23 protein-coding genes, 1 tRNA gene and 1 pseudogene are annotated in these 25,083 nt (G+C 66.1%); 6 read left to right on the top strand and 19 right to left on the bottom strand.

Going from position 1 to position 25,083, the window contains the following annotated elements; translation table 11 throughout:
• The first annotated feature begins 30 nt into the window (after positions 1-30).
• The 3 genes from ABIB54_RS11585 (at position 31) to ABIB54_RS11575 (ending at position 2,956) form a co-directional block, all read left to right on the top strand.
• Positions 31-1,038 (top strand): substrate-binding domain-containing protein, encoded by a 1,008-nt coding sequence (locus tag ABIB54_RS11585; protein WP_354575672.1) that lies wholly within the window; start codon positions 31-33, stop codon positions 1,036-1,038.
• Between the two features lie 140 nt (positions 1,039-1,178).
• A complete protein-coding gene (locus ABIB54_RS11580) occupies positions 1,179-2,183 on the top strand; it encodes an ABC transporter permease (protein ID WP_354575671.1) in 1,005 nt (334 codons plus the stop codon).
• Positions 2,180-2,956, top strand: a complete 777-nt coding sequence (locus ABIB54_RS11575) for an ATP-binding cassette domain-containing protein (RefSeq protein WP_354575670.1) — start codon at positions 2,180-2,182, stop codon at positions 2,954-2,956. The genes ABIB54_RS11580 and ABIB54_RS11575 overlap by 4 nt, the downstream gene beginning before the upstream one ends.
• Positions 2,957-2,994: 38 nt before the next feature.
• Here ABIB54_RS11575 and ABIB54_RS11570 read toward each other — a convergent pair whose 3' ends face one another.
• From ABIB54_RS11570 to ABIB54_RS11540, 6 genes and pseudogenes are all read right to left on the bottom strand, one after another.
• Positions 2,995-4,254, bottom strand: coding sequence for a D-arabinono-1,4-lactone oxidase (locus ABIB54_RS11570; protein ID WP_354575669.1), 1,260 nt, complete (start codon positions 4,252-4,254; stop codon positions 2,995-2,997).
• Between the two features lie 3 nt (positions 4,255-4,257).
• Entirely contained in the window at positions 4,258-6,030 is a 1,773-nt protein-coding gene (gene aspS / locus ABIB54_RS11565) for an aspartate--tRNA ligase (RefSeq protein ID WP_354575668.1), read from the bottom strand.
• 55 nt (positions 6,031-6,085) lie between these two features.
• The gene (locus ABIB54_RS11560; protein ID WP_354575667.1) at positions 6,086-6,697 is read right to left on the bottom strand and encodes a DedA family protein; all 612 of its coding nucleotides are present in this window, start codon (positions 6,695-6,697) and stop codon (positions 6,086-6,088) included.
• On the bottom strand, positions 6,690-7,547 hold the full coding sequence (locus ABIB54_RS11555) for an SGNH/GDSL hydrolase family protein (RefSeq protein WP_354575666.1): 858 nt from the start codon (positions 7,545-7,547) through the stop codon (positions 6,690-6,692). Before ABIB54_RS11555 ends, ABIB54_RS11560 begins: the two co-directional genes overlap by 8 nt.
• Positions 7,544-8,677: pseudogene (locus ABIB54_RS17885) on the bottom strand (glycosyltransferase family 4 protein). Before ABIB54_RS17885 ends, ABIB54_RS11555 begins: the two are co-directional and overlap by 4 nt.
• Before the next feature lie 104 nt (positions 8,678-8,781).
• Positions 8,782-10,308, bottom strand: coding sequence for a SulP family inorganic anion transporter (locus ABIB54_RS11540; RefSeq protein ID WP_354575665.1), 1,527 nt, complete (start codon positions 10,306-10,308; stop codon positions 8,782-8,784).
• Between the two features lie 183 nt (positions 10,309-10,491).
• Between ABIB54_RS11540 and ABIB54_RS11535 the strand changes: the two genes are divergently transcribed.
• Positions 10,492-10,893 carry a MerR family transcriptional regulator gene (locus tag ABIB54_RS11535; protein ID WP_354575664.1) on the top strand — a complete coding sequence of 134 codons (402 nt, stop codon included), beginning with the start codon at positions 10,492-10,494 and terminating at the stop codon, positions 10,891-10,893.
• 228 nt (positions 10,894-11,121) lie between these two features.
• Here ABIB54_RS11535 and ABIB54_RS11530 read toward each other — a convergent pair whose 3' ends face one another.
• The 12 genes from ABIB54_RS11530 to mazG all read right to left on the bottom strand — a co-directional run bounded on the left by ABIB54_RS11530 (position 11,122) and on the right by mazG (position 21,862).
• On the bottom strand, positions 11,122-11,547 hold the full coding sequence (locus ABIB54_RS11530) for a hypothetical protein (protein ID WP_354575663.1): 426 nt from the start codon (positions 11,545-11,547) through the stop codon (positions 11,122-11,124).
• Positions 11,548-11,779: 232 nt separating this feature from the next.
• Complete coding sequence (locus ABIB54_RS11525) at positions 11,780-12,328, bottom strand: GNAT family N-acetyltransferase (protein WP_354575662.1); 549 nt, start codon at positions 12,326-12,328, stop codon at positions 11,780-11,782.
• A 156-nt stretch (positions 12,329-12,484) separates the two neighbouring features.
• Complete coding sequence (locus tag ABIB54_RS11520) at positions 12,485-13,345, bottom strand: phosphotransferase (RefSeq protein ID WP_354575661.1); 861 nt, start codon at positions 13,343-13,345, stop codon at positions 12,485-12,487.
• Positions 13,346-13,686: 341 nt separating this feature from the next.
• Positions 13,687-13,760: transfer RNA gene (locus tag ABIB54_RS11515), tRNA-Leu, on the bottom strand.
• 57 nt (positions 13,761-13,817) lie between these two features.
• Positions 13,818-15,137, bottom strand: coding sequence for an NAD(P)/FAD-dependent oxidoreductase (locus tag ABIB54_RS11510; protein ID WP_354575660.1), 1,320 nt, complete (start codon positions 15,135-15,137; stop codon positions 13,818-13,820).
• A 10-nt stretch (positions 15,138-15,147) separates the two neighbouring features.
• Entirely contained in the window at positions 15,148-16,437 is a 1,290-nt protein-coding gene (locus tag ABIB54_RS11505) for a S8 family peptidase (RefSeq protein ID WP_354575659.1), read from the bottom strand.
• Positions 16,438-16,444: 7 nt separating this feature from the next.
• Complete coding sequence (locus ABIB54_RS11500) at positions 16,445-16,942, bottom strand: DUF501 domain-containing protein (protein WP_354575658.1); 498 nt, start codon at positions 16,940-16,942, stop codon at positions 16,445-16,447.
• 18 nt (positions 16,943-16,960) lie between these two features.
• Complete coding sequence (locus ABIB54_RS11495; RefSeq protein WP_354575657.1) at positions 16,961-17,506, bottom strand: FtsB family cell division protein; 546 nt, start codon at positions 17,504-17,506, stop codon at positions 16,961-16,963.
• A 73-nt stretch (positions 17,507-17,579) separates the two neighbouring features.
• Positions 17,580-18,860 carry a phosphopyruvate hydratase gene (gene eno / locus ABIB54_RS11490; RefSeq protein WP_354575656.1) on the bottom strand — a complete coding sequence of 427 codons (1,281 nt, stop codon included), beginning with the start codon at positions 18,858-18,860 and terminating at the stop codon, positions 17,580-17,582.
• 78 nt (positions 18,861-18,938) lie between these two features.
• On the bottom strand, positions 18,939-20,252 hold the full coding sequence (gene hisS, locus ABIB54_RS11485) for a histidine--tRNA ligase (protein ID WP_354575655.1): 1,314 nt from the start codon (positions 20,250-20,252) through the stop codon (positions 18,939-18,941).
• Complete coding sequence (locus ABIB54_RS11480) at positions 20,245-20,856, bottom strand: TetR family transcriptional regulator (RefSeq protein ID WP_354575654.1); 612 nt, start codon at positions 20,854-20,856, stop codon at positions 20,245-20,247. The genes hisS and ABIB54_RS11480 overlap by 8 nt, the downstream gene beginning before the upstream one ends.
• A 301-nt stretch (positions 20,857-21,157) precedes the next feature.
• Complete coding sequence (gene mazG / locus ABIB54_RS11475) at positions 21,158-21,862, bottom strand: nucleoside triphosphate pyrophosphohydrolase (RefSeq protein WP_354575653.1); 705 nt, start codon at positions 21,860-21,862, stop codon at positions 21,158-21,160.
• Positions 21,863-21,916: 54 nt separating this feature from the next.
• Here mazG and ABIB54_RS11470 point away from each other — a divergent pair, with 54 nt between their 5' ends.
• Positions 21,917-22,687 carry a CPBP family intramembrane glutamic endopeptidase gene (locus ABIB54_RS11470; protein WP_354575652.1) on the top strand — a complete coding sequence of 257 codons (771 nt, stop codon included), beginning with the start codon at positions 21,917-21,919 and terminating at the stop codon, positions 22,685-22,687.
• Here the strand turns inward: ABIB54_RS11470 and ABIB54_RS11465 are convergent.
• Positions 22,684-24,138 carry an MDR family MFS transporter gene (locus tag ABIB54_RS11465; RefSeq protein ID WP_354575651.1) on the bottom strand — a complete coding sequence of 485 codons (1,455 nt, stop codon included), beginning with the start codon at positions 24,136-24,138 and terminating at the stop codon, positions 22,684-22,686. The two genes, ABIB54_RS11470 and ABIB54_RS11465, sit on opposite strands and share 4 nt — an antisense overlap.
• Positions 24,139-24,194: 56 nt before the next feature.
• On the opposite strand from ABIB54_RS11465, the gene ABIB54_RS11460 reads away from it, so the two are divergent.
• Entirely contained in the window at positions 24,195-25,028 is an 834-nt protein-coding gene (locus ABIB54_RS11460; RefSeq protein WP_354575650.1) for a DUF1206 domain-containing protein, read from the top strand.
• Positions 25,029-25,083 lie beyond the last annotated feature (55 nt).

The raw sequence follows: 25,083 nt of genomic DNA, 5'->3' as shown, positions 1-25,083 counted from the left end.
GACCATGCACTCAAAGGAGAGTTACCAATAATGAACCGAATCGTCAAAACTGCGGGTGTCTTCGGGGTCGCGACGACCCTCTTGCTCGGCGCAGCCGCGTGCAGCTCCACTTCCGGAACCACCGGCACCAGCGGGGCATCCAAGACCCTGACCATCGCGTTCGTCATGGGCGCGGAGGCGGATCCCTTCTTCAAGGCGATGAAGGTCGGCGCCGAAGCCGAGACCGCCGTCAAGAAGGCGAAACTGGTCTGGCAGGGCGATCCCTCGGTCTACTCTCCCGCGACCCAGATCCCCATCGTCGACCAGGTGCTGGCTCAGAAGCCCAGCTGCCTGGTGCTCATCCCCACCGACCCGAAGGCGCTGCAGGCGTCGGTCACCAAGGCGAAGGCCGCCGGTATCCCGGTCGTGAACGTCGACACCCACGTCGAGAACCTGAGTGACGTCGTCTCCTTCATCACCGGTGACAACAAGCAGGGTGGCGAGGCCGCTGCGGATGCGATGGCCAAGGCGATCAACTACACCGACGGCACCAAGTACCAGGTCGTCGCCGGACTCACCTCCGCCACCGCCACCACCAACGTCGACCGCCTCGAGGGCTTCAAGTCGCAGCTCGCCTCCAAGTACCCGGGAATCGACCTCGTCGACACCGCCTACTCGCAGTCGCAGGCCGCCACGGCCAACAGCAACGTGAGCAACTGGCTCACCAAGTACCCGAACCTGAGCGGCATCTTCGCGATCGATGGCACCAACGCCACCGGCGCGGCATCCGCCCTTCAGGCCAAGGGGCTGACCGGCAAGGTCGCCCTCATCGGCTACGACGCGTACCAGACCAACGTCGACCTGATCGGCAAGGGCGTCTTCACCGCGCTCATCGCCCAAGACCCGGCCGAGGAAGCCCGCCAGGCCGTCGACACCTGCGTCAGGTACATCGAGACCAAGTCGAAGTCCGGCATCACCGCCGCTGTGACGCTGCCGAACATCCTGCTCGACAAGTCCACTTCCGCTGCGGACCTCAAGAAGTACACCTACGTGCAGTAGGTAGCCACCACCCCTCGCCCGGTGCCGCGAGACTCTTTCGTCCGCGGCACCGGACGATTCCCCCACTCTGTACAGTGCAGTGCACGCAACGAAGCGAAGGGCAGATCGTGCCAACCAGTCAAAGAACGGCAGAGTCTCCAGTGGCAGCGACCGGCGGTCCAGCCGGCCCGCTGACCGGGCGGATCGCTCGCATCTTCTCGAACCAGCAGACCATCCTGCTGCTGGTGCTCGTGGGCATGATCATCCTGTTCTCGGTGTTGAACCCGGTGTTCTTCACGACGGATGTCTTCGGCAACATCCTGCTCGACTGGGGACCGATCGCCCTCATCGCCGTCGCAGAGACCTTCGTCGTCATCTCGGGGGGAATCGACCTCTCCGTTGGCGCCACCCTGGGATTCGCCGGAGTCATCGCTGCTTACGCGATGCAGGCAATGACCGGCGCGGGTCTCCCTGACGGCCTCGCGATCTTCCTCGGCACCCTTGTGGCCGCGGCGGTCGGCATCGGTGTCGGGCTGATCAACGCGCTCCTCATCAACCGCGCCCACCTCGTGCCGTTCATCGCCACTCTCGCCACCCTGGGTGCCGCGGGCGGGATGTCCATCGTGCTCACCGGCGGAGCGCCGATCGGCAATGGCCCGCCGTCGGCCATCTCCCTCAGCGTGCCGTGGCTCGGTCCGCTCTCCTGGCCGGGGATCGTCGTGATCATCATCGTCGTGATCACCGGCCTCTACCTCCACAAGTCGCGCTTCGGGCGCTACACCTTCGCCATCGGCTCCAACCCCTTCGCTGCCCTTGCCGCCGGAATCAACGTGAAGCGCCAGATCACCAAGATCTACGCACTCTCCGGCTTCCTCTCTGGACTCGCCGGCATGTTCCTCTACCTCCGGCTCGGGTCGGGCGCCCCGACCTCCGGAGCCGGCAACGAGCTCGATGCGATCGCCGCCGTGGTCATCGGTGGTGTCGCCCTCTCCGGCGGAATCGGTCGCATGACCGGCACGGTGCTCGGCTCCCTGATCCTCGCAACCGTCACCAGCGGTCTCATCATCATCGGCGTCGAGCCGAACTGGAAGCAGGTTGTGGTGGCCATCCTCATCGCCGCCGCCGTCTCGCTCCAGGCACTTCGTTCGAAGGGAAGAACCTCATGACAGACAGCCCGCTTTACGAAGTCCGCAACATCTCGAAGAGTTACGGCAGCGTCGTCGCCCTCGAGAATGTGAGCCTGCAGGTGCGCGCCGGCGAGGTGCTCGGCCTCGTCGGCGACAACGGCGCCGGCAAGTCGACCCTGGTGAAGGCTCTTTCCGGGGCTCATCTCCCGGACACCGGAGAGATCCTGCTCGACGGCATCCCCCGTCGCTGGAAGAGTCCGCACGACGCGCTCGAATCGGGGATCGAGACCCTGTACCAGGACTCGAGCCTCGCCTCGCATCTCTCCGTGTCGTCCAACGTGTTCCTCGGCCGGGAGCTCACGGCTCCCGGCATCCTCGGAAAGCTCGGTTTCCTGGCCCAGAAGAAGATGGACTCCCTCGCTCACGCCGACCTCGAGCGCGTCGGCATCGCGGTGCCGGCCTCCAACCGCCCGGTGGCGCAGCTCTCCGGTGGACAGCGCCAGGCCGTGGCCATCGGACGCGCAGTGTCCTGGGCTCGCAAGGTGATCATCCTCGATGAGCCGACAAACCACCTGGGGGCGCGACAGGCCAAAGAGGTGCTCGAGGTCATCCGCGCGGCCAAGGCCAAGGGGCTCGGAGTGATCTTCATCTCGCACACGCTTCCGCACATCCTCGAGGTCACGGACCGCGTCGTGGTGCTGCGCCTCGGAAGGGTCGTGCACGATGCGCCGACGTCGAGCTTCACCGTCGACTCCCTGCTCGGCACGATCACCGGCCTCATCACCGAGGCGATCCCGACGCTCGACTCGTAGCTCGACCCGTAGCTCGACTCGTAGCTCGACGGCGGTGTTCAGTCGCTGAGGCCGAGTACCCGCTCGAGATAGGCGTTGCGAAAGCGATGCTGCGGGTCCAGCCGCTCGGCGAGCGCCGCGAATTCGGGCAGCCTCGGATAGAGGGGCACGACATCCGCCGCCGTCATGGTGTTCACCTTGCCCCAGTGCGGGCGGGCCTCGAACGGCGCGAGCGCGGCCTGGATCTGCGGGGCCAGCCGGGCGACAGCCTCCGGTTGGTTCTTCCAGGTGAAGTGGATGGCGAGGCTCGGGCGCCCGTTCGCGGTGCTCAGCCACAGCTCGTCCGCTGCAATGGTGCGCAACTCGGTGATGAGCAGGTGCGGCGCGATGGACTCACCGAGCACGCGGACGGCCGCCAGGGCCTCCGGTGCCGTGCGGCGATCCACGAAGTACTCGGTCTGCAGTTCGTCGCCATTGCTCGGCGTCGAATCGAGCCGGAAGTGCGGCAATCGCTCCGACCACGGGCCGGGGATGCCTCCCTGCACTGTCGTGTTGCTCTCACCCTCGACCAGCGAGACCTCCGCCGCGGACGCCGTGGCCCCGAACAGCGTCGGTGGCATCGATCCGGAATCCCCGGGCGCCAGTCGCGTCTTGAACCACGCGCTCTGCAGGTTGTCACCCCGCCAGTCGGTGAAGAGACTCACGCTGTAGGCCGCCGCCGTGATCTGCTCGAACTCGGCAAGCACCCGATCCCAGGGCAGATCGGTGTAGACGTCCTGGCGCACCTCGAAAGTCGGCTGGATGTCGAGGCTCACGCGGGTGACGATGCCGAGCGCACCGAGAGAGACGACCATCCCCTCGAACTGTGGATCGCTACGGTCGACCTCGAGCAGCTCTCCCTCCCCGGTCACCAACTGCAGGCCCGCGACCGCGGTCGAGAGGTTTCCGAGGGCGTTGCCGGAACCATGGGTGCCGGTCGCGACCGCGCCGGCCACCGAGATGTGGGGCAGCGAGCCCATGTTGTGCAGGGCGAAACCCTGGTCGGCGAGCCAGCTCGCGAGCACCCCGTAGCGGGTGCCGGCGGCCACCGACACGGTCATCCGTCCGGTGTCGAGTCGCGGCTCCGGCTCGCGGTCAACCAGCGACACGAGAGTGCCGGCGGTGTCGGCCAGGTCGTTGAAGGAATGACGGGTGCCGAGGGCCCGGATGCGCGGACTCGCCACCACCAGCTCCTGCACCTCTTCGACACTCCTGGGACCGCGCAGTTGCGGCGCGCCGAAGCGGTAGTTGCCCGCCCAGTTAGCGCCGGTGTCTCCCACGGCTCAGCCCCGGGGCACCGCACGCACGCCCAGCGTGCGGTACAGCTCGGTCAGCTGCGCCGGCTCCAGCTGCGCCGGCGCGCCGGTGAGCGGGTCGTTACCGCCGCCTGACTTGGGGAAGGCGATGACGTCGCGGATCGAGTCCGTGCCGGCGAGGAGCGAGACGATGCGGTCGAAGCCCATGGCGAATCCGCCGTGCGGGGGTGCCCCGAAGGCGAACGCCTGCAGCAGGAATCCGAACTTCTCCTGCGCCTCCTCGTGGGAGATGCCCATCACCTGGAATACGCGCTCCTGCAGTTCACGAGTGTTGATGCGGATGCTTCCGCCGCCGATCTCGTTGCCGTTGCAGACGATGTCGTAGGCCCAGGACAGTGCGGACTCCGGGTCGGTGTCGAAGCTGTCGAGGTACTCGTCCTTCGGAGAGGTGAAGGCGTGGTGCACCGCGGTCCAGGCGCCCGCGCCCACAGCGACGTCGCCACTGGCGACTGCATCGCCCGCCGGTTCGAAGAGGGGAGCATCGACGATCCAGGTGAAGGCCCAGGCCGTCGGATCGATCAGCTCGAGGCGCGCCGCGATCTCGCCGCGAAGGGCTCCGAGCAGTCCGCGGGAGGCCTTCACCGCGCCGGCGGCGAAGAAGATGCAGTCTCCCGGCTTCGCGCCGGTGTGGGCCGCGAGGCCCTCGCGCTCCGCCTCGGAGAGGTTCTTGCCGACGGGACCGCGCAGCTCGCCGTCCTCGCCGACCAGCACATAGGCGAGCCCCTTTGCACCGCGCTGCTTGGCCCATTCCTGCCAGGCATCGAGGGTGCGGCGGGGCTGGTCGGCGCCACCGGGCATGACGACGGCCCCCACATACGGCGCACGGAATACACCGAACTCGGTGTCGGCGAAGTAGTCGGTGCACTCGACGAGCTCGAGCTCGAACCGCAGGTCCGGCTTGTCGGATCCGTAGCGGCGCATCGCCTCGGCGTAGGTCATCCGGGCGATCGGGGTGGTCAGTGTGACGCCGATGGTGCCCCACATCGCCGAGAGCACTTCCTCGGCAAGCGCGATAACGTCGTCCTGCTCCACGAAGCTCATCTCCACGTCCAGCTGGGTGAATTCCGGCTGGCGATCGGCGCGGAAGTCCTCATCGCGGTAGCAGCGGGCGATCTGGAAGTACCGCTCGAAGCCGCCGACCATGAGCAGCTGCTTGAACAGTTGCGGACTCTGCGGAAGCGCATAGAACGAGCCCGGCTTGAGGCGGGCGGGCACCAGGAAGTCGCGGGCGCCCTCTGGCGTGGAGTGCGTGAGGGTGGGGGTTTCCACTTCGATGAAGTCACGGTCGACGAGCACGTTACGCACCGCTGCCGAGACCTTCGACCGCAGCTTGAGCGGGTAGGCGGCGGACTCCCGACGCAGGTCGAGGTAGCGGTAGGCCAGCCGGGTCTCCTCGCCCGGTTCGTCATCCAGCTGGAAGGGAAGCACGTCGCTCGCCGCGAGCACGGTGAGGCTGGTCGCCTCGACCTCGACCTCACCGGAGGCGATCGCCGAGTTCACGTTGCCCTCGGGGCGCTCGCGCACGATGCCGGTGATCTTCACGCAGGATTCGACCCGCAGGCTGTCCGCCGTGGCGACCTGAGCGTCACGGAAGGTCACCTGGGCGATGCCAGAGGAATCCCGGAGATCGATGAATGCCACGCCACCGTGGTTGCGGATTCGCGCCACCCAGCCGGAGAGTGTGACTTCGTTGCCGGCATCCGATCGCTGGAGGGCGGAGGCGTAGGTGGTTCTGTACATGGGTATCCCTGGGCTGTCGGTGGTCGCGAGACCGACTACCAGCCTAGGACACTGGTCACCGCGCGGCTCGCTCCCTCCTCAGCGTGACCAGCCGGCGGATGCCACCGATCGCCGCAGCGGACACCACACCGAAGCTGATCGAAGCCGCAAGACCGAGGAAGGGGCTGGAGAGGAAGAGCTCGCCCGCGGTCACCGCGACGCCTACATGGTAGGCCGTGTAGATCGTTGCGGAGAGCAGTGAGAAGACGAGATATCGCCGCACCGGCAGGCCGGTCGCGCCAGCGGTCATGGTGACCGCGACGCGCACGAAGGGCAGGAATTTCGCCCCGACGAGGATCACTCCGGGACTGTGCTCGATGCGGGCGGATGCCCACTCGAGGCCCCGCTGCGCTCTCGCCCCCCGCATCCAGACCCACCTCCTCGGGTGGATGGAGCGGCCGATCAGGAAGGCGATCCCATCTCCCACCATGGTCGCCGCGGTCGCCACCAGCAACACCACGAGCGGGTCTGGTCCGTGCCCGGAGGCTCCGAGAGCCGCGAGGGTGACCACCATCGTCTCCCCCGGCACCAACGGAAAGAAACCGTCGATGACGAGCAGCGCGACGAGGGCCACGAGCGCCCAGGGCGACCGGGCTACGGCGAAGACCACATCGGTGAGGTCACTCACGGGTGCCCTCCGCCCGCTCTCTCATCAACCGGCGAAGTCCCCCCTTCGGCGGCACCTCCACGGGATGCGGCCAGCGCGGCTCCGTCCAGTCGCCGAGGGTGACCCGCCGGATTTTGCGATGGAGCAGCGGCACAACCCAGTCGTGCACCCACTGGCCCTGGTCGGCCAGCCAGCGGGAGGTCGATCGTGATTCGAGCGCATCGAACTGCTTCGGCGTGATCGAGTGCCGAACGGCGAGTACGTCGAGCACCCGGGCGGCGAGGAGCTTGTGTCCGAACTTCGAGAGGTGCAGGCGGTCGGCAGACCACATCCGCCGGTCTTGGTAGCCGTCGAAGGTCCAGTAATCCACGAGAGTCGCCCCGTATTTCTGCGCGATCCGGCGCACGCCCTCGTTGTAGGCATGATTGCGACGGCGGAACAACCAGACGACCGGATACAGCGGGACGTCGTATCCCGTGAACAACAGCAGGGTCGCTCCGGTCTCGGACAGCGCCTTCACGAGCCTCTCGTAGTCCTCGAGGATGGATCGGATCTCCGTGCCCGGGTCGAGCACGTCGTTCCCGCCAGCGTAGAGGGTGATGAGGGTCGGATGCAGCCGCAGGGCTGCGTCGAGCTGATCGGTGACGACTTCGCGGATTCTCTTGCTTCGCACCGCCAGGTTCGCGTACCGCCAGCCGGGTTCTGCTTTCGCCAGTTTCTCGGCGACACGGTCGGCCCAGCCGCGCACGCCGTTCGGCAGTCGCGCATCCGGATCCCCGACACCCTCGGTGAACGAGTCCCCCAGCGCGACGAAGAGACGCGCCGAGGTGACATCCTCCCCCACTCGCGGTGTAGCGGGCGTTCTGGTCACCGTCGCAGAAGGAGCGCGTGCTGCGCGATCGCGAGTTCGAAGTGATGGATCAGCAGTTCACAGACCACGGGCCAGGTGCGGCCCTGCACGCTCTCGAAAGCCGCCTCGCCGAAGGCCGCGCGCTTGGCGCCGTCGCCGACGAGGTCCACGACCCGGCGGCGCAGTTGGCCAAGGTCGCCGGGCGTGTACAACCAGCCGGTGCGCGAAGAATCCACCAGGTCGACCGGGCCGCCGCGACCCGTCGCCACTACCGGCACTCCGGATGCCATCGCCTCCTGGATGGTCTGGCAGAAGGTCTCGAATTCTCCTGGATGCACGAACAGGTCGACGCTCGCCAGTGCGGTCGCCAGCTCCTCGCCGCCCAGGAATCCGGTGAAAAAGGCCGTCGGCAGCAGTGCCTCGAGCGTTTCCCTCTCTGGGCCGTCACCGACGATGACCAGTCGGGTGCCCTCGATACCGGCGAGTGCGGCGAGATCTTCCACCTGCTTCTCGACCGCGAGTCGTCCAACGAAGCCGATGAGGGTCTCACCGTTCGGCGCCGCCTTCGCGCGGAACGCGGCGCTGCGCTTGCCGGGGTGGAACCGTGTCGTGTCGACTCCGCGACCCCACAGCTCCACCCTCGGAATGCCGTGCAATTCCAATTGCCGTGCCGCGGAGAGGGAGGGGGCGAGAGTGCGCGTCGCCAACTGGTGGATCGAGATCACCCGCTGCCAGGCCCATGCTTCGAGAAAGGGGAGACCGTACTTGCCGAGATATCCCGGCACGTCGGTCTGATAGACGGCGACCGTCGGTATGCCCAGTTGATCGGCCGCCCGCATGGCTCGTCGCCCGAGTTCGAACGGCGAGGCGAGGTGGACGACGTCGGGGGCGAAGTTCGCGAGGATGCGGCGAACCTTCGAGACGCCACCGACGGCGAGGCGCACATCGGAATATCCGGCGACCGAAACGGATGGCAGCCGCACGACCCGCACGCCGTCTCCGCGATCGACGTCGTTCGCGTCGACTGCCGAAGGGGCTATCACCAACACCTCGTCGCCCCGACGGACGAGATGCTCGAGAACACGCTGCAGCGAGTGCGTGACTCCGTTGACGAGGGGAAGGTAGGTCTAGGCGACGATCGCGATCCTCATGCTTCGACGGTGTCATCCGCCTGTGGTCAGCGATCTGCTTGTGGGTGTCTGTCAGCCAAGGGCCAGGTGAACTCTTGGGTTCAGTCGGCCCCCATCGGCCGTGGTCAGTGATCTCCGCCGAGGTTGCCTGCAAGGCGCGTGTGCATCGCCGTGCTGGCGAGGTTCATCCCCGTGATGCTCACGGTCTTGCCGTGCCGTTCGTACTTGTCGGTGATCCCGTCGAGAGCCGCGACGGTGGAGGCGTCCCAGACGTGTGATTCGGACATGTCGATCACCACTCGCGCGGGATCGTCCGCGTAGTCGAACTGGGTGGTGAGGTCGTTACTCGAGGCGAAGAAGAGCTCTCCGATCACGGCGTAGTGTGCGATGGCGACGCCGTCTTCTGTCGTGAGGGTCCGTTCGACGGTGACGAGATGGGCGACCCGACGGGCGAAGGCGACCATCGCGACGACCACTCCGACCACCACGCCGATCGCGAGATTGTTGGTGAGCACCACGACGATGACGGTCGCGACCATCACCATCGTCTCGCTTTTCGGCATCCGCTTCAGCGTGGACCAGCGCACACTGTGCCAGTCGAACGTGCCGACGGACACCATGATCATCACGGCCACCAGAGCCGCCATCGGTATGGTCGCGACGACGTCGCCGAGGCCGACGACGAGGATCAGCAGGAATACTCCGGCGAGGAAGGTGGAGATGCGGGTTCGGGCGCCGGAGGCCTTCACGTTGATCATGGTCTGGCCGATCATCGCGCAGCCGCCCATTCCACCGAAGAGTCCGGACAGGATGTTCGCCGCTCCCTGGCCCAGGGTCTCGCGGGTCTTGTTGGATCGGGTGTCGGTGATGTCATCGACGAGCTTGGCCGTCATGAGGGACTCCATCAGGCCGACCAGAGCCATGGCGAGCGAGAAGGGGGCGATGATCGCGAGGGTCTCCCACGCGATCGGAACGTGCACGATGAACAGCTGCGGGAGGCTCCTCGGCAGTGCTCCCTCGTCTCCGACCGTCGGGACTCTGATGGCGGTGACCACTACGGCGAGAGTGATCAGGATGATGGCCACGAGGGGCGCCGGCACGACCCTGGTGAATCGCGGCATCACAACCATGATGGCGATACCGGCCGCGACCAGCGGATACACCAGCCAGGGCACCCCGATCAGGTTCGGCAGTTGGGCCGAGAAGATCAGGATCGCCAGCGCGTTGACGAAGCCGACCATGACGCTCCGGGGGATGAATCGCATCAGCTTGGCGACGCCGAGCAGTCCGAGAACGATCTGGAACAGGCCCGCCAGAATCACGGCCACGATGAGGTAGTCGAGACCGTGTTCCCGCACGAGAGGCGCGACAACGAGCGCGATCGCGCCCGTCGCGGCCGTGATCATCGCGGGGCGTCCTCCCAAGAAAGCGATGGATACCGCCATCACGAAAGAGGAGAACAGCCCGACCCGCGGGTCCACCCCGGCGATGACCGAGAACGAGATGGCCTCCGGGATCAGTGCCATGGCGACAACGAGGCCTGCCAGCACCTCACGGGTGAGGATGCGAGGCGACCGAAGCGCGGTCAATACCGTCGGCTCCGCCCGATATCGCGGAATTGTGGGACGTGTCGATTTTCTGGTGATTGGCATGGTGGCCTCCGGACAGGGGGCTCTCTCGTGAGAGCCGGTGAGTAAGAGTGGTGAGCGCATCGGTGCGCAGTCCCAGCACAGTCGTGTTCGACTGTGGGGTGAGTTCGAGCTGGCGATCAGGAAAATATCGGGCAGCGCTGCAACACTACCCTAACGTAAGGGTTATCTGTAAGGAGGCACGACATGGAACGAGCTGACGCGACGATGCACATCGGCGAACTCGCGGAACGAACCGGCCTATCCCTCCGCACGATCCGGCACTACGACGAAGTGGGACTCCTCGAACCCACCGGCCGTACCGTGGGGGGATTCCGGCTCTACACGCACGACGACTTCAGCCGCCTGATGCTGATCCGCCGCATGAAGCCGCTCGGATTCAGCCTCGAGGAGATGACCGAGCTTTTGCGGATAATCGATTCGTTCGGCAGCGACCCCGCCAGATCTGACGATCCCGGGCAGTCTGACGAGCCCGGGGAGCGCGCGAAACTCGACAGCTTCATCGCCCAGGCCGTCGACCGGCGGGCGAAGCTCGAGCAGCAGCTGGCGATGGCCGATGAGTTTCTGGAGCTTCTGCGCGCGAAGTGAGACTCCCCCGGCGCGCGGTCGACGAGCAGGCCGGGTGCCCCCACAGGGATTAGAACTCACATTCAGGCCTACGCGTGCCGCAGACTACGGGCAAGAACCCCGGAGATTCGGGGATTCCTGACCACTGTCATCACCCGAGAATGGCGTCGTTTTCGCTCCGATGAAAGTCTCCATCCCTCGCGCCGCCGCCCGCGAACCGAACGTTCAACGGTGATGCGCGGAAGGACGCTAAGCCGCTGAAACGGTTGGGACGGGGGTGCGGCCTTCTATGATCCAAGCTCCGCTGGCGATGGACACAAGCACAACGCCGGCCAAGATCCAGGGCAGCCACGGAGCATCTCCTTGACGCACGACAACCCACTCCAGAGTGAGCGAAGTTGCCATGACGACGAAAAGCGCGACTACGTAAACGACGCCCCAACCTCGCGGTCGCACGGGAGATCGTGGGAGCAGTCCCATCCGACGCCTCACGATGTTGAAGATCATGAACAGAACTAACGCAGCTGTGAAAGGGAGGCCACCAAACTGGCGCGGGAGAACGGCAAACGCGATCATCGCGGCGGCGGTGACTACTGCCGGAGCGAGGTATTGCAAGATCTGCAGCGCGAATCGTCCCGTCCCGCTCGAATCTTCGGCATTGCTCACGGCATCCATGAGGCAATGTTACTTTCATCGCCGATTTCGAGATAGCCCCCGGCGCCTCTTTCGGGCTGAACACACTGCTGTCTGGCGAAGAGCTCTGTCTCGAAAAAGGCCGGTCCATCGAGTCGCAAGTCGCTCCCTACGCAGGTAGCTCGAAGAAATCCACCACTGACCCGCCATGAAGCCGAACCGCTTCAGAGTCGCCGTGGGCTCTGCCGCATTGCAGAGAAGGTGGGACCGGCCTCTACGGCGCGCCAGCCCCCAGGGAATCAGTGAAGATCCAATAACGCAACTTGCGCTGCATCAACGATTCCTCCGAGCGGTCACGCACACCTCCACATCGCTCGATCGTTGCAATCGATGCGAGGTTGGACTCGTCGCAGGTCAGAAGCGCCCGCTCAATCCCGATCTCGCCCGCCACCACCAACGACTGACGAAGAATCGCCGTAGCGAAACCACGCCGTCGGAACTGGGGGCGCACGGCATATCCGATGTGACCTCCGACTCGCAAGAGTTGTTCCGAAAGTGCATGCCGGATCGACACCCGACCGACGAGGTCGTTGCCCACGAACGCCGCCAGAAACGTTTCCGGAACCTGCGTTGGCGACAGTTGCTGCCCTAATCGCATCCGCACCAGTGTTTCGAGGTAGTCGGCAAACGCGGCCCCATCCAGGTGCACAAGGAAATCGACGTCTTCATCATTCAGTTCTGCGTGAGCGGCCAACGCAGCGGCTTCATCATCGGCCCGCAAAGGCCGAAGCGTCACGCAATCCAATTCCCCCGTTGTCGCCATGGCTAAACGATAACTCTGCTCTACACATGACCCACCGACGACCATGTCGCTCGCACGACGCTTAGGGTCAGCTCTAGATTCCGAACCCGACTGCTGCTCCGCAACCGGAAAAGCTTGGGGCCTCAGCCCAAGGGGGCCCGGTAGCTGTACCAGCGTTCAGAATCGGGCGAGTGCTTCGCCGAGAAGCCTGTGTCCGTGCGCCTCGAATTCGATATCACTCACCTGGTACGCCCATACAGCCGTGCCGATCGCCTCTCGGAGCAACTCGATCGACCATGGGCATCCGTCACGGGGATCACCCCCGTAGCCGTCGAGGAACGCAGACTCAAGGGACGAATCGCCCTTCCATTGCTGGGTAGCCAGGCGCGCCAGGTCGGTAGCTGGTGGCCGGAATTCGAATCGGCCGAAATCGATGGCTCGAACATGGTTACCGTCAATCAGCCAGTTCCGGGGCTGCCAATCGCCGTGAGTTGGGACGGTTTCGACCGGGCGCGGACGATACGCGTTCAGGACGAGTCGTGCATCAGCCTCCGCATGCACCTCCACTCGATGCTCTCGGTCGAGCCACGCGATCGCCTTCGCCGTAGCCAGATGCTCGTAGTCTTCGTCCAACCGCCGAGCCTGACCGTGCAAGGCGCGCAGCATCGATCCGGCCTGAGCGTGCACGTCTGGATTGAATTCGTACGGAGTCCCCTCGACCAGCTCACCGGTTTGGTACTCGGTGATCAGCACGTTAGCGGCGCGGTCCGCCGCAATGAGCCGCCCCGTGCGATCACGCTCGACAAGGGGGCCGGTATAGGACTCATGCGCGGTGATCTCTCGCGCAATGTGGTGGCCGGCCGGACCGGCCGCCTTCACCACCACGTCTCGGCCGCCATCGCGGACATGCAGCACTTTCGTGTCGACCAACCCCCACGACATGTCATCGACGATCCTCGGGTCCGTGAGGTGCTGCAGGGCGAAGTGCGCCTGCGTTTCATCGAGTAGACCCTCGTCCCACCTGGCAGACTCGTCCATCACACCAGCCTATGCCGCGCACTTCCGGTGGTCCCAGACTCCAGAATGCGTCCACCGACGTATCTGCCCGGACCATTCGTACTTACCGACTGTGCCGCCCGCGAGTCCTACTTCGTGCGGAGAGAAGTTTCACGGTGGTTGTGGTGCGTCACGGAAGACCGACGTTCAGATGCCGGTATCAATTGGGATCTACGGTGTGCTGTGAGAAGTCCCAGATGACTCAAAAGCGGCGGTCAAAGTATGTTCACCACATGTGGGCAAAACGAGGGCACGGGCCCCGGCAGCGACGCCAGATACCGATTTAGCCCCGGATTTCCGGCGCTTTCGACGGTCCGGCGCGGTGCCCCCACAGGGATTCGAACCCTGACTGGGACGATTTTAAGTCGTCTGCCTCTGCCGATTGGGCTATGGGGGCGAGCAGCACCAGTCTGCCAGTCCGTGCACCCGGTCGACCCGCGCGACGAGAGGGAGGCTAGGCCTTGGGGCGCGACGCGAAGGTCTCGAAAGCCTCGCGAGGGGTCTCGCGGGCTTCGATCGACACGACGTCGCGACGGAGAAGGAAGTTGTCCACCCAGCCGCTGAAGACCCGAATCTTGCGCTCCCAGGTGGGGATCGCGAGCACGTGGTATCCGCGGTGCATGAACCAGGCGGGGATGCCCGTGATGCCGATCTTGCCGGACTGGAACGCACCCTCACCGAGTCCGAGACCGGCGACGGCCCCGAGGTTCTTGTGGAAGTAGTCCTTCGGCAGGTCCCCGCGGAGGGTCGCGATGATGTTCTTCGACATCAGCTTGCCCTGGCGCACGGCGTGCTGGGCGTTGGGAACACAGTAGCCACCGACACCGCCACCCGTGAGATCCGGAACGGCCGAGACATCGCCGGCGCCCCAGGCATCCGCCACCACACCGTCGTCGTTGATGACCCGGAGGTCGGGCTGCACGCGAAGGCGACCGCGCTCCTCGATGGGAAGGTCGGTGTTGCGCAGCATGGGGCTGGCCATGACGCCAGCCGTCCAGACGATGAGGTCGGTCTCGAAGGTCTCGCCGGTGGAGAGTTCGATGACGCCGTCGACCGCGGAGGTCAGCTGAGTCTCGAGGTGGATCTGGGCGCCGCGCTGGGCGTAATTCTTGATGACCCAGAGGCTCGTCTTGAGCGACACCTCCGGCATGATGCGCCCCATCGCCTCGATGAGGTGGAAGTGGGTGTCATCGAAGGTGATGGTCGGGTAGTAGCGCAGCAGTGAACTGGCGAGGCTGCGCAGTTCGCCGAAGATCTCGATGCCGGCGAATCCGCCACCGACCACCGTGAAGGTGAGAAGGCGGTCACGCTCGGGGCCGGCCGGGAGAAGGGCGGCTTTGTCGAAGTTGGTGAGCACGCGGTCGCGGATCGCGGCGGCCTCTTCGATGGTCTTGAGGCCGATGGCCTGGTCGGCGACTCCCGGAATCGGGAAGGTGCGCGACACGGATCCCGCGGTGACCACGATGATGTCGTATTCGAACTCCCACGGGTCGCCGATCTCCGGCGTGATCGTTGCGGTCTTGTTCGCATGGCTGATGCCGGTGACCTTCGCGGTGATGATCGTGGTCTTCTCGAGATGACGACGGTGGGAGACCACCGCGTGACGCGGCTCGATCGACCCGGCCGCAACCTCCGGAAGGAAGGGCTGGTAGGTCATGTAGGGAAGCGGGTCAACGATGGAGACCTCGGCCTCACCGGGACGCAGTGAGCCCTCCAGCTTGAGAGCAGTGTAGAAACCGGCGTAGCCGCCGCCGACGATCAGGATTTTAGGCACGTCGGTAAGTCTATGGCCTGCGCCGCGGACCCTTGGACTCACGTAGTCGAATCGCCTCGCGGAAAATGCTCCGCAGCACAAGTATCAGCAACGTCGCAAACACAGCGTAGACCAGAACCGGTATACCGATGTCCCTCAGATCTCCGACCGCGGGCAAGACCCGGCCGAATGGGCTCACCGGCGCCGCGACTGCCGGGGGAATTGGGCGGGGGGACGGGGGCGCAGAACTCGTCGGAGACGGCTCGGTGGTCGCGACGGCCCGGCGATTCAGGCGGATCCAGTTCTTCAAATCGTCGGCCGGATCGGTTGCAACACTCGCCACGGTGGCGCTCACCGCGGCGGATGCATCGAACAGCCCGCTGCCGTAGACGATGGGGTTGCCCCGGGATCGGGCGGTGGCCGTAAGCCGGTTGATCACATTGCCGGCGCTGATCGAGGGGTGGGAGGCCTTGATCAGGGCGAGCACGCCGGCGACGAGCGGAGTGGCGCCGCTCGTGCCCGCCCAGCTGTAATACCCCCCGCCAGGAGCCGCTCCGACGAGCCCTTCGCTGGGGGCGGATACCGAGAGGGTGATGCCCTGCGACGAGGCGTCGAAGCTCGCGGTGCCGTTCTGGTCGACACCGGCGACGACGACGACCCCCGGCATGGTCGCCGGTGCGCCGACCTCCGTTGTGCCGCTACCCCGGTTGCCGGCGGCGGCGACAATGATCACCCCCTTCTCCATCGCGTAGAGGAAGGCATCGTCCCAGCTCGTCGGCCAGTCGAGCGTGTTGCGAGTGAGAGACATGTTGATGATGTCTGCCCCATGATCCACCGACCAGCGCACCGCTTGCGCGATCTGGTCGTCGGAGCCGACGCTGCCAACACCGAAGCCCACTGACACCGAGAGGATCTTGGCCTCCGGGGCCACCCCGAGGATGCCGAGACCGGTTCCGTGACCGTGCCCGGCGAGCAGGGAGGCCACCATCGTGCCGTGCTGGCTGTCGGACCCGATGGGGGTCTGCCCGTTCGCGGAGCCCACCCCCGAGACATCCGTTCCGCCGATCACCGTGCCGGTGAGGTCGGGATGCGATCCGTCGACACCGGTGTCGATCACCGCAATCGTGACGCCCGCGCCCTTGGTCGTGGCCCAGGCCTTCTGCACGCCATAGTCGGCCAGCCAATACTCCCGGTCGCGGATGTTGTCGGCGGATGCCGGAGAGGCGACGAACACGGTCGCCGCGATTGCCAGCACGAGGGTGGCAGCCACCCCGGCGCGGGCCCGTCTCACAGTGCCGCTGGTCACAGTGCCGCTGGTCACGGTGCTTCTAGTCACACTGGCAGATCAGCGGCGACCACTCCGCCTGCTCGAGGGCGAGATCGCCGATGGGGTTCACCCCGGGTCCCGCGGCAAGTGCATGCCCGGCGAGGGCGTGGAGGCATTTGACCCGGAGGGGCATGCCCCCGGCCGAGATTCCCGCGATCTCTTCGACGAATTCGAGACCCTCCCGGTCGGCGAGGTACGCGTGGTGAGCGGCGAGGTAGTGCGCGCCAACGGTCTCGTCGGCGAGCAGTTGCTGCAACTGCGCCATCACACCGTTGGCTTCGAGGGTGGAGATCGCGGCGGTCGCGGCGGGGTGCGAGAGGTAGTACAGCGTGGGGAATGGCGTGCCGTCATCGAGGCGCGGACGGGTCGCCACCACGGTGGGATTGCCGCAGACGCAGCGTGCGGCGATGCCGATCACGTTGCGGGCTGGTCGTCCGAGCTGGCGGGACACCGCGTCGATGTCGGCCGCGATCGGAGCCGCGAAGGGTGGAGTGGTCATGACTGTATCGACTGCCTGTTACTTCGACTGCCCGGAGATGACCGGCGCGACGATCTTGTTGGCCGGGGCATCGGTGAGTCCGGCCGTGAAAACCGAGGAGAGCATGGACTTGACCCAGTCCACCTGGGTGGTCTGCAGCTTGTCGCTGATCGGCTGGCCGTTCGCCGTCGTCGGGGTCGCGGCCGCGGCATCCGTGATCAGGTAGCTGTACTCACCGGGGAAGACGTAGTCGAGGCGTTCGCGAGCGAGCGCTTCGATGTACTTGGGATCGCTCCAGCGCGCCTTCTGCCCCGTGAGGTCTTCCACCGCGCTCTTCGATGCGGCGACCTGGGCCCGCAGGGTGGCGATCTGCTGGCGCTGTTCCACCAGGATGCGCAACGACGGCGCGAGCACGACGATGAACATCACGATGAGCACGAGTGCCGTGATCGCGAACCCGGACAGACGGATGCTGCGCAGCCACTGTCCGGACGGCGCCTCCGCAGGCATCTGCACGGGAACACGCTGCACCGGCACACGCCGCGAAGAGCTGCGGGTGTGCCTGGTGCGGCTGTCCTTGGTCATGTCTCGAGCCTAACCGCGCGAATCCGCCCGGCCCCTCGACACGTCGCTGGTGCTCCCACTCGGTGAGGGAGCGTCAGCCCTTGAAGCGCGGGAACGCGCTGCGACCGGCATAGACGGCTGCCTCGGCGAGCTCCTCTTCGATGCGCAGCAACTGGTTGTACTTGGCGACGCGCTCGCTTCGTGCCGGCGCGCCCGTCTTGATCTGCCCGGAGTCTGTCGCGACCGCGAGGTCGGCGATCGTGGTGTCCTCGGTCTCACCGGAGCGGTGCGAGAGCATGGCCGTGTAGCCGGCGCGCTGGGCGAGGGAGACCGCATCCAGGGTCTCGGTGAGGGTACCGATCTGGTTCACCTTGATGAGGATGGAGTTGGCGGCCCCGAGGTCGAGGCCCTTCTGCAGCCGCGTCGGGTTGGTGACGAACAGATCGTCGCCCACGATCTGCACTTTGCCGCCGAGCTCGGCGGTGAAGTGCTGGTAGCCCTCCCAGTCGTCTTCCTGCAGCGGGTCCTCGATCGACACGAGCGGGTAGTTGGCGGCGAGGTCGGCGAAGTAGGCGGTGAGCTCGAGTGCGGAGAGCTGCTTGTTCTCGAAGTGGTACGAGCCGTCCTTGTAGAACTCGGTGGCGGCGACATCCGTCGCAAGAGCGATGTCGTGGCCCAGCGTGAAGCCGGCCTGCTCGATCGCCGTGGCGATGAGGTCGAGTGCCTCGCGGTTGCTCGACAGGTTCGGGGCGAAACCGCCTTCGTCGCCGAGTCCGGTGGAGAGTCCCTTCGACTGCAGCAGTGACTTGAGGGAGTGGTAGGTCTCCACACCCCAGCGCAGTGCCTCGCTGAACGTCGATGCGCCGAGCGGCACGATCATGAACTCCTGCACGTCGATGTCGTTGTCCGCGTGCGAGCCCCCGTTGATGATGTTGAGCAGCGGCACCGGAAGGGTGTGAGCGTTCGGTCCGCCGACATAGCGGAACAGGGGAAGGTCGGCCGAGTCTGCTGCGGCCTTCGCGACGGCGAGCGAGACACCGAGGATGGCGTTGGCGCCGAGTTTCTTCTTGTTGTCGGTGCCGTCGAGCTGGATCATGGCCTGGTCGATGAGGCGCTGGTCGGTGGCGTCGAATCCCTCGAGCGCCGGTCCGATCGTGTCGATGACGGCCGATACGGCCTTCTGCACGCCCTTGCCGCCGTAGCGCTTCTTGTCGCCGTCGCGCAGCTCGTAAGCCTCGAACGCGCCGGTCGATGCCCCGGAGGGAACTGATGCGCGGGCGACGATGCCGTCTTCGAGAAGCACCTCGACCTCGACTGTCGGGTTTCCTCGGGAATCGAGGATTTCGCGGGCGCCTACTGCTTCGATCAAAGCCACGACGGGACTCCTTAACGTTGGGGGATTTGCGTTCGCCATCCTACTCGGCGGCCCGTTCCCCGATTCGGCAGCCGAGCCCTACTCGGTAGTGAGTGCACGCATCCGGAGGTCGGCAACGGTCGCCGTCGTGGCCGAGACCGTCGCCATCTCGGTGAACCCGGATGCCGCAAGCTGCGCGAGCAGCGGCTTCAGGTTGCGCGGTGCGCGCTCCAATCGCACGCGCCGCCCGCTCTCGATGAGCTCGCTCTTCAACTGCATCAGGACATCGGATGTCACCTCGTTGTCATACACGAGGGCGACGCCTCCCCCGCCCTCCCCCTCCCGCAGCCGCGCGAGATCCACGATGCGTTCGAAGCCGATCGAGAAGCCCGCCGCCGGGACATCCACGCCGAGGAAGCGCCCGATCATGCCGTCATAGCGTCCGCCGCCGCCGAGCGAATAGGGCAGCTCGGGGTGCACGACCTCGAAGATGGCGCCGGTGTAGTAGCCCATGCCCCGCACGAGGAAGGGGTCGAACTCGATGGCGGGCCTCGACGCTGTCTCCGCGAGGCCCCCTCGACCGCCGGCACCGCCGACCGCCTGCCCGATCGCGACGAGCTCCGCCACCACCGCGTCATCCGCGTGCTCGGGGAGTGCCTTGCGGATGGCACGCTCCCCGAACGTGAGGAACTCCGTGGTCTGCGGGCGGCGAAAGAAGGTCTCGAGCGCATCGACCGCCGCGGCATCCACCCCGCGCTCGCGCAGCTCCGCGATTACGCCGTCGTGGCCCACCTTGTCGAGCTTGTCGATGGTGATGAGCACCTGGTCGTGCGAGTCGGGGGCAAAACCGAGAGTCGTCAGCATGCCGATGAGCAGGCGGCGGTCATTGATGCGGATGGTGCAGCCCTCGAGGCCGAGTGCCGCGAGAGTATCGGCGGTGGCGGTGAGCAGCTCGATCTCGGCGAGCGGTCCGGCCTCGCCGATGATGTCGATGTCGCACTGCACGAACTGGCGGTAACGCCCCTTCTGCGGTCGCTCCGCACGCCAGACTGGAGCGGCCTGGATGGCGCGGAACACCGTTGGCAGCTCCGCCCGGTGGCTCGCATAGAACCGGGCTAGCGGCACAGTGAGGTCGAAGCGCAGCCCGAGGTCGGCGAGGTCGAGGGCATCCGTCGCCGCGGCGATGTCTGCCGCGGTGAGGCCTCGCTTGAGCACCCCGTAGGCCAGCTTCTCGTTGTCACCGCCGAGACCGGCGTGCAGGCGGGCGGAGTCCTCCATCACCGGCGTCTCGATCTCGTCGAAACCGTGGGCTGCGAAGACCGAGCGGATGACCGCGAGGACGCGTTCACGCCGCGCCTTGTCGGCGGGCAGGAAGTCACGCATTCCGCGCGAGGGATTTACCGGGCTAGCCATTCCTCGATTGTTCCATGACGGCCAGGTCCCGGATGCGCCGGCCGTATTGGTCGAGAGCCCGCTCGAAGGCGGCGGTGCTGCGCTCGACATCCCTCGTGACGATGAGGTCGTAGTTCAGGCCGTACATCGTGACCACGATGATGCGCACCTCTAGCTCGGCGTCGGCGAGCGGAACACCGAGCTTCACGAGCGCCTCGACACCCGCGCGGTGCCAGCGTTCGAAGGATGCAAGGGTGATGCGGTCGGGAAGCAGATCGCGTGACTCGAGCATGGCCGCCTCGAACTCGAGACGCTGAAGTTGCAGGCTGCGCTCATCGAGCGACAGTCGCCACGAGTTGTGGAGGTTCTCGAGGTGCTGCTCGAGCAGTCCGGTCTCGTCGTCGACGGTGCCGACCACGTGGTTCTGACGCTCAGCTACCGCAAGGATGACCTCGCGAACGAGTTGGGCGCGCGAGCCGAAGTGGTAGACGAGCGTGTAGGTGCTCACGGCAAGGGCCTCGGCGAGAGTGCGGAAGGTCAGGCCGGAGAGCGGCTTGTCGAGGAGATAGTCGACGATGTCCGCGAGCAGCGCGGGCTTGCGATCGAGGTCCTTGGGGCGCGCCACGCGATAAACATAACGCACGTTTGAAGAATTGCGCCAGAGCAGCTACAATGTGGGGATGCATGCGCATATTCGCGCTGTCGATGCACGTCCGGCGCATGCATCAATCGCCTAACACCACCGCAGACCTGTCCGGAATCCAGCAGGTGCGGTGCTCATAAGCAGGGCCGTCGGATCGGGTAATTCGTCGGCCCGTGCCCGAAGCGGCTTTTCACTGCGGAATTCCCAGTAAAACCAGCGGCTTCGGACTGAGGTGCCCCTCTCATTCGGGTTGAGGGGGGCACCATTTCATTTCTCGGCCGGTTCAGCTCTCGGCGAGACGGATGCTGTCTTGGAGTTCCCGTAACGTCCCACGGAGTGCGCGCTCGGCGTCCAGTCCCCTGGCCTTCGCAGTGGAGACGATGGACAGCAACAGGGCACCGAGTTGTTGCTCGTCGATGGGTTGCTCGTCGAGCTGCTGCGTGTCGAATTGTCGGCGATCGGGCACAGCAGCCGCGGCATCCACCTCCAGCCCCACCCTGTGGGCGCGACCAAGGAGCTTGTCAGCGAGCGCAAGGGAGGGCATGCCCTGCGGGATGCCATCGAGCACGCTCGTGCGATGCGGTTTCTCCTCGGCCTTGCGCACGTCCCAGAGGGCGACGACCTCGGCCGAAGTGTCGGCACTCGCGTCGCTGAAGACATGCGGATGCCGCCCGATCATCTTCGCCGTCATGTGCGCGGCGACATCCTCGATGGTGAATTCGCCGGCCTCCGCTGCGAGGTCGGAGTGGAAGATCACCTGATAGAGCACATCACCGAGTTCCTCGATGAGATCCTCCCGCCGTGTCGGCGAGCCCTGGTCGCTCTCGATGGCGTCGACGAGCTCGTAGGTCTCCTCGATCAGGTACTGCACGAGAGACTCGTGAGTCTGCTCGCGGTCCCACGCGCACCCCCCGGGCGCCCGCAGGCGGGCGAGCACGGCGATCAGCTCGTCGAGCTTCGGGTGGGGCGGGGCGAGGGGTTCACTCATGGGTCCATCCTGCCGCGCCCAGCTTCGGCAGGAGGTCACCGGCCACAATGAACTGTGCTCTCCCCCGAAGATCCGGCGACCCGGGCCATCCTGCTGGCGGTGCTCGCCGGGCTGGTGGCGCTGCTGGTCTATCGCGCCGTGCGCAAGGATCGCAACGAGTTCCAGCGCTTCAAGCGTTTCGAACGCACGCGCAACCGTCAGCGGATGATGCGCAAGTGGTTTCTCGATTCCCTGACCATGTTCGGGGGTTCGGCCGTGATCATCCTGCTGCTCGCCGGGCAGTTCGTTCTGCTCTTCCAGCGGCAGGTGGACGGCTGGCCGATCGGCCTCTGGTGGCGTTCCCTGCTCGCCGGCACCGGCGGGCTCGTTCCCGGCTTCGCAACGGGGCTGGCGATCGCTGTCGTGGGCGGCACCATCGCCGCGGTGGCACTCGCACGCCGATCCGAATCCGTGCCGACGATCGGCGACATCGGTGCGCTACTCCCCCGCAACCGCCCGGAGCTGGTGCTCGGAGCGGTTCTCTCGGTGAATGCGGGAGTCGTGGAGGAGCTGCTGTTCCGTCTCGCCGTGCCGGCCCTCGTCTTCGGCGCGACCGGCAGTGCCTCGGCGGCCGTCGTCGGCAGCGTCCTGCTCTTCGGATCGCTGCACTTCTACCAGGGCTGGCCCGGCATCGTGGGAGCCACCGTGATCGGAGCGATGCTGATGGTGCTGTACCTGGCCACGGGAAGCATCCTCGCGGCCATCGTGGCGCACGCCCTCATCGATCTTCGGTCGCTCGTACTGATTCCGATGCTGGTGTTCGGGGTGCAGCGGGTGCGCGCTTAGCGCTGGGTCTGCTCAGCGCCGCCCGCCCGGCTCTCTTCGTGCGCGACCGGGGTGCGCGGCATGGCGAAGGCCGCAGCGACCGTCGCAACCGCGGAGACCGCCACGGCGATGAAGACGGCACCGGATGCCGCCTCGACGCTCGACGGCACCTTCTCGCTTCCGCCGATCGACTGGAAGATCCCATTGGCGATCGCCCCGAAGATGGCGACACCGAGGGCGCTGCCGATCGACCGGGAGAACAGGTTGGTGCCGGTGACGACCCCGCGCTCGTTCCACTGGACGCTCGCCTGGGCGGCGATCAGGCTCGGGGTTGCCACCAGCCCCATGCCGAGACCCACCACGAAACAACTCGAGGCGACGAGGGCGATGCTCGGGGTCTGGCTGGTGAGCGCCAGGACCAGCGTGCCGGTCACAGCCACGGCCATGCCGATGAGCACGGTGTTGCGGAAGCCGATGCGCAGGTACAGCCTGCCGGACTGCGAGGCCGCGATGGGCCATCCGATGGTGAGGGCCGCGAGGGCGAGGCCGGCGACGAGCGGCGGTGCGCCGACCGAACGCTCGAGGTAGGTGGGCACATACGAGGTGAGTCCGATGAGCACCGCACCGACCCCCAGCGAGATGAAGGCGGTGGTGAGCAGCAGCCGGCGAGAGAATACCCAGAGCGGCAACACCGGTTCGGCGGCGTACTTCTCCGCAATCACGAATCCGGCGAGAAGGAGGGCACCCAAGGCGAAGGCTCCGATGCTCTGCGGCGCGTTCCATGCCCAGGCCTGGCCGCCCTCGAGCACGGCGAGGATGATCAGGCTGAGGGATGCCGTGAGCAGGGTGGCTCCCAGGTAGTCGACCCTGTGTCGCGTGCGCTCGATCTTCTCGTGGAACACCCGCACCAGAAGCACCATCGCGAGGATGCAGAGTGGCACGTTCACGAAGAAGATCCAGCGCCAGGAGAGGAACTGCGAGAACACGCCCCCGAGTGTCGGGCCGACGACGGATGACACGGCCCAGACGCTCGCGAGGTATCCCTGCGTCTTCGCGCGTTCGGCGACCGTGTAGATGTCTCCCGCGATCGTGATGGCCATGGGCTGCACGGCTCCGGCGCCGAGACCCTGGATGGCGCGGAAGGCGATGAGAGCCGGCATGCTCCAGGCGAATCCGCACAGGATCGACCCGACGAGGAACAGAGCGACGCCGATGAGGATGATCGGCTTGCGGCCGAGCGTGTCGGAGAGTTTCGCGTACACCGGCACCGAGACCGCTTGCGCGAGCAGATAGATGGAGAACAGCCACGGGAACGCGGAGAAACCGCCGATGTCCCCGACGATCGACGGGACTGCGGTCGCGAGGATCGTGGAGTCGATCGCCACGAGGCCGGTCGTCACCATCAGAGCAATGAGGATCGGGCCGCGCTCGGAACGGAATCCCACGTCGAGGGTCTGGGGCGGAGAGGTCATTAAGTCTGTAAGCGACCGATCGTGCGCTTCATTCCCGGCGGCGTACACTCAGCGGCATGTCCCCCTCCTCAACTTCTCGTTCCTCCGCCTCGAACATCGCCCGCCAGGCGAAGAACAGCCCGATTCTCTCGATGCTCGCGCGCACCGGCTATGCGGTCAATGGCATCCTGCACATCCTGATCGGCGGTATCGCCATCGGTGTCGCGTCGGGAGTCGGTGCCGGCTCCGGTGGTGAGGCTGACCAGTCGGGCGCTCTCGGCGCGCTCGCCTCCGCGCCCGGTGGGGTATTCGTACTCTGGGTCGTCTTCGTCGGACTCGCCGCCCTCGGCATCTGGCAGCTGCTCTCGGCCGCGCTGGTGCGAGAACCGGACGCCACCAAGCGCGCCGCCCACGTGGCCGGCGAACTGGGCAAAGCGGTGGCCTACCTCGCGATCGCCGTCACCGCCTTCACCTTCGCCCGTGGCGGAAGCAGCAACTCCGCGTCGAGCACCTCGAGCTTCAGCGCCACGCTTCTGGCCACCCCGGGTGGGGTGTTCCTGCTCGTGGTGCTCGGTCTCGGCGTTCTCGCGATCGGGGTTGTGTTCGTGGTGCGGGGCGTGCGGCAGTCCTTCGCGAAACGCATCCGGGTGCCGGGCGGCACAGCCGGAAAGGCCGTGATCGCGCTCGGGGTCGTGGGCTACGTTGCGAAGGGGATCGCGGTCGGGGTGGTGGGCATCCTCTTCATCGTCGCCGCAGCGACCACGAACGCCTCGCAGGCCACCGGACTGGATGGTGCGTTGAAGGCCCTGCTCGGGTTGCCGTTCGGCGGGGTGATCCTCGTCGTCGTCGGCCTCGGTGTGATCGCCTACGGGCTCTACTGCTTCGCCCGGGCACGGCTGGCGCGGCTGTAGCCCGAGTTCTGCGAGGAGCCGCGCCTTCGGGACGCCGCGCCTTCGGGACGCCGCG

The sequence above is a fragment of the Frigoribacterium sp. UYMn621 genome, assembly GCF_040549525.1.
Lineage (GTDB): Bacteria > Actinomycetota > Actinomycetes > Actinomycetales > Microbacteriaceae > Lacisediminihabitans.
The sequence above is the reverse complement of the archived record's forward strand: the minus strand, read 5'-3'. Positions and strand labels throughout refer to the sequence as shown.

What these genes read in the sequence shown, in the direction of transcription:
- ABIB54_RS11500 (WP_354575658.1), bottom strand. Translation starts at nt 16,942, where the DNA reads ATGACCACTCCACCCTTCGCGGCTCCGATCGCGGCCGACATCGACGCG.
- aspS (WP_354575668.1), bottom strand. Translation starts at nt 6,030, where the DNA reads ATGTACAGAACCACCTACGCCTCCGCCCTCCAGCGATCGGATGCCGGC.
- ABIB54_RS11540 (WP_354575665.1), bottom strand. Translation starts at nt 10,308, where the DNA reads ATGCCAATCACCAGAAAATCGACACGTCCCACAATTCCGCGATATCGG.
- ABIB54_RS11585 (WP_354575672.1), top strand. Translation starts at nt 31, where the DNA reads ATGAACCGAATCGTCAAAACTGCGGGTGTCTTCGGGGTCGCGACGACC.
- ABIB54_RS11530 (WP_354575663.1), bottom strand. Translation starts at nt 11,547, where the DNA reads ATGGATGCCGTGAGCAATGCCGAAGATTCGAGCGGGACGGGACGATTC.
- ABIB54_RS11535 (WP_354575664.1), top strand. Translation starts at nt 10,492, where the DNA reads ATGGAACGAGCTGACGCGACGATGCACATCGGCGAACTCGCGGAACGA.
- ABIB54_RS11520 (WP_354575661.1), bottom strand. Translation starts at nt 13,345, where the DNA reads ATGGACGAGTCTGCCAGGTGGGACGAGGGTCTACTCGATGAAACGCAG.
- ABIB54_RS11465 (WP_354575651.1), bottom strand. Translation starts at nt 24,138, where the DNA reads ATGACCTCTCCGCCCCAGACCCTCGACGTGGGATTCCGTTCCGAGCGC.
- ABIB54_RS11460 (WP_354575650.1), top strand. Translation starts at nt 24,195, where the DNA reads ATGTCCCCCTCCTCAACTTCTCGTTCCTCCGCCTCGAACATCGCCCGC.
- ABIB54_RS11495 (WP_354575657.1), bottom strand. Translation starts at nt 17,506, where the DNA reads ATGACCAAGGACAGCCGCACCAGGCACACCCGCAGCTCTTCGCGGCGT.
- mazG (WP_354575653.1), bottom strand. Translation starts at nt 21,862, where the DNA reads ATGAGTGAACCCCTCGCCCCGCCCCACCCGAAGCTCGACGAGCTGATC.
- ABIB54_RS11575 (WP_354575670.1), top strand. Translation starts at nt 2,180, where the DNA reads ATGACAGACAGCCCGCTTTACGAAGTCCGCAACATCTCGAAGAGTTAC.
- hisS (WP_354575655.1), bottom strand. Translation starts at nt 20,252, where the DNA reads ATGGCTAGCCCGGTAAATCCCTCGCGCGGAATGCGTGACTTCCTGCCC.
- ABIB54_RS11525 (WP_354575662.1), bottom strand. Translation starts at nt 12,328, where the DNA reads ATGGCGACAACGGGGGAATTGGATTGCGTGACGCTTCGGCCTTTGCGG.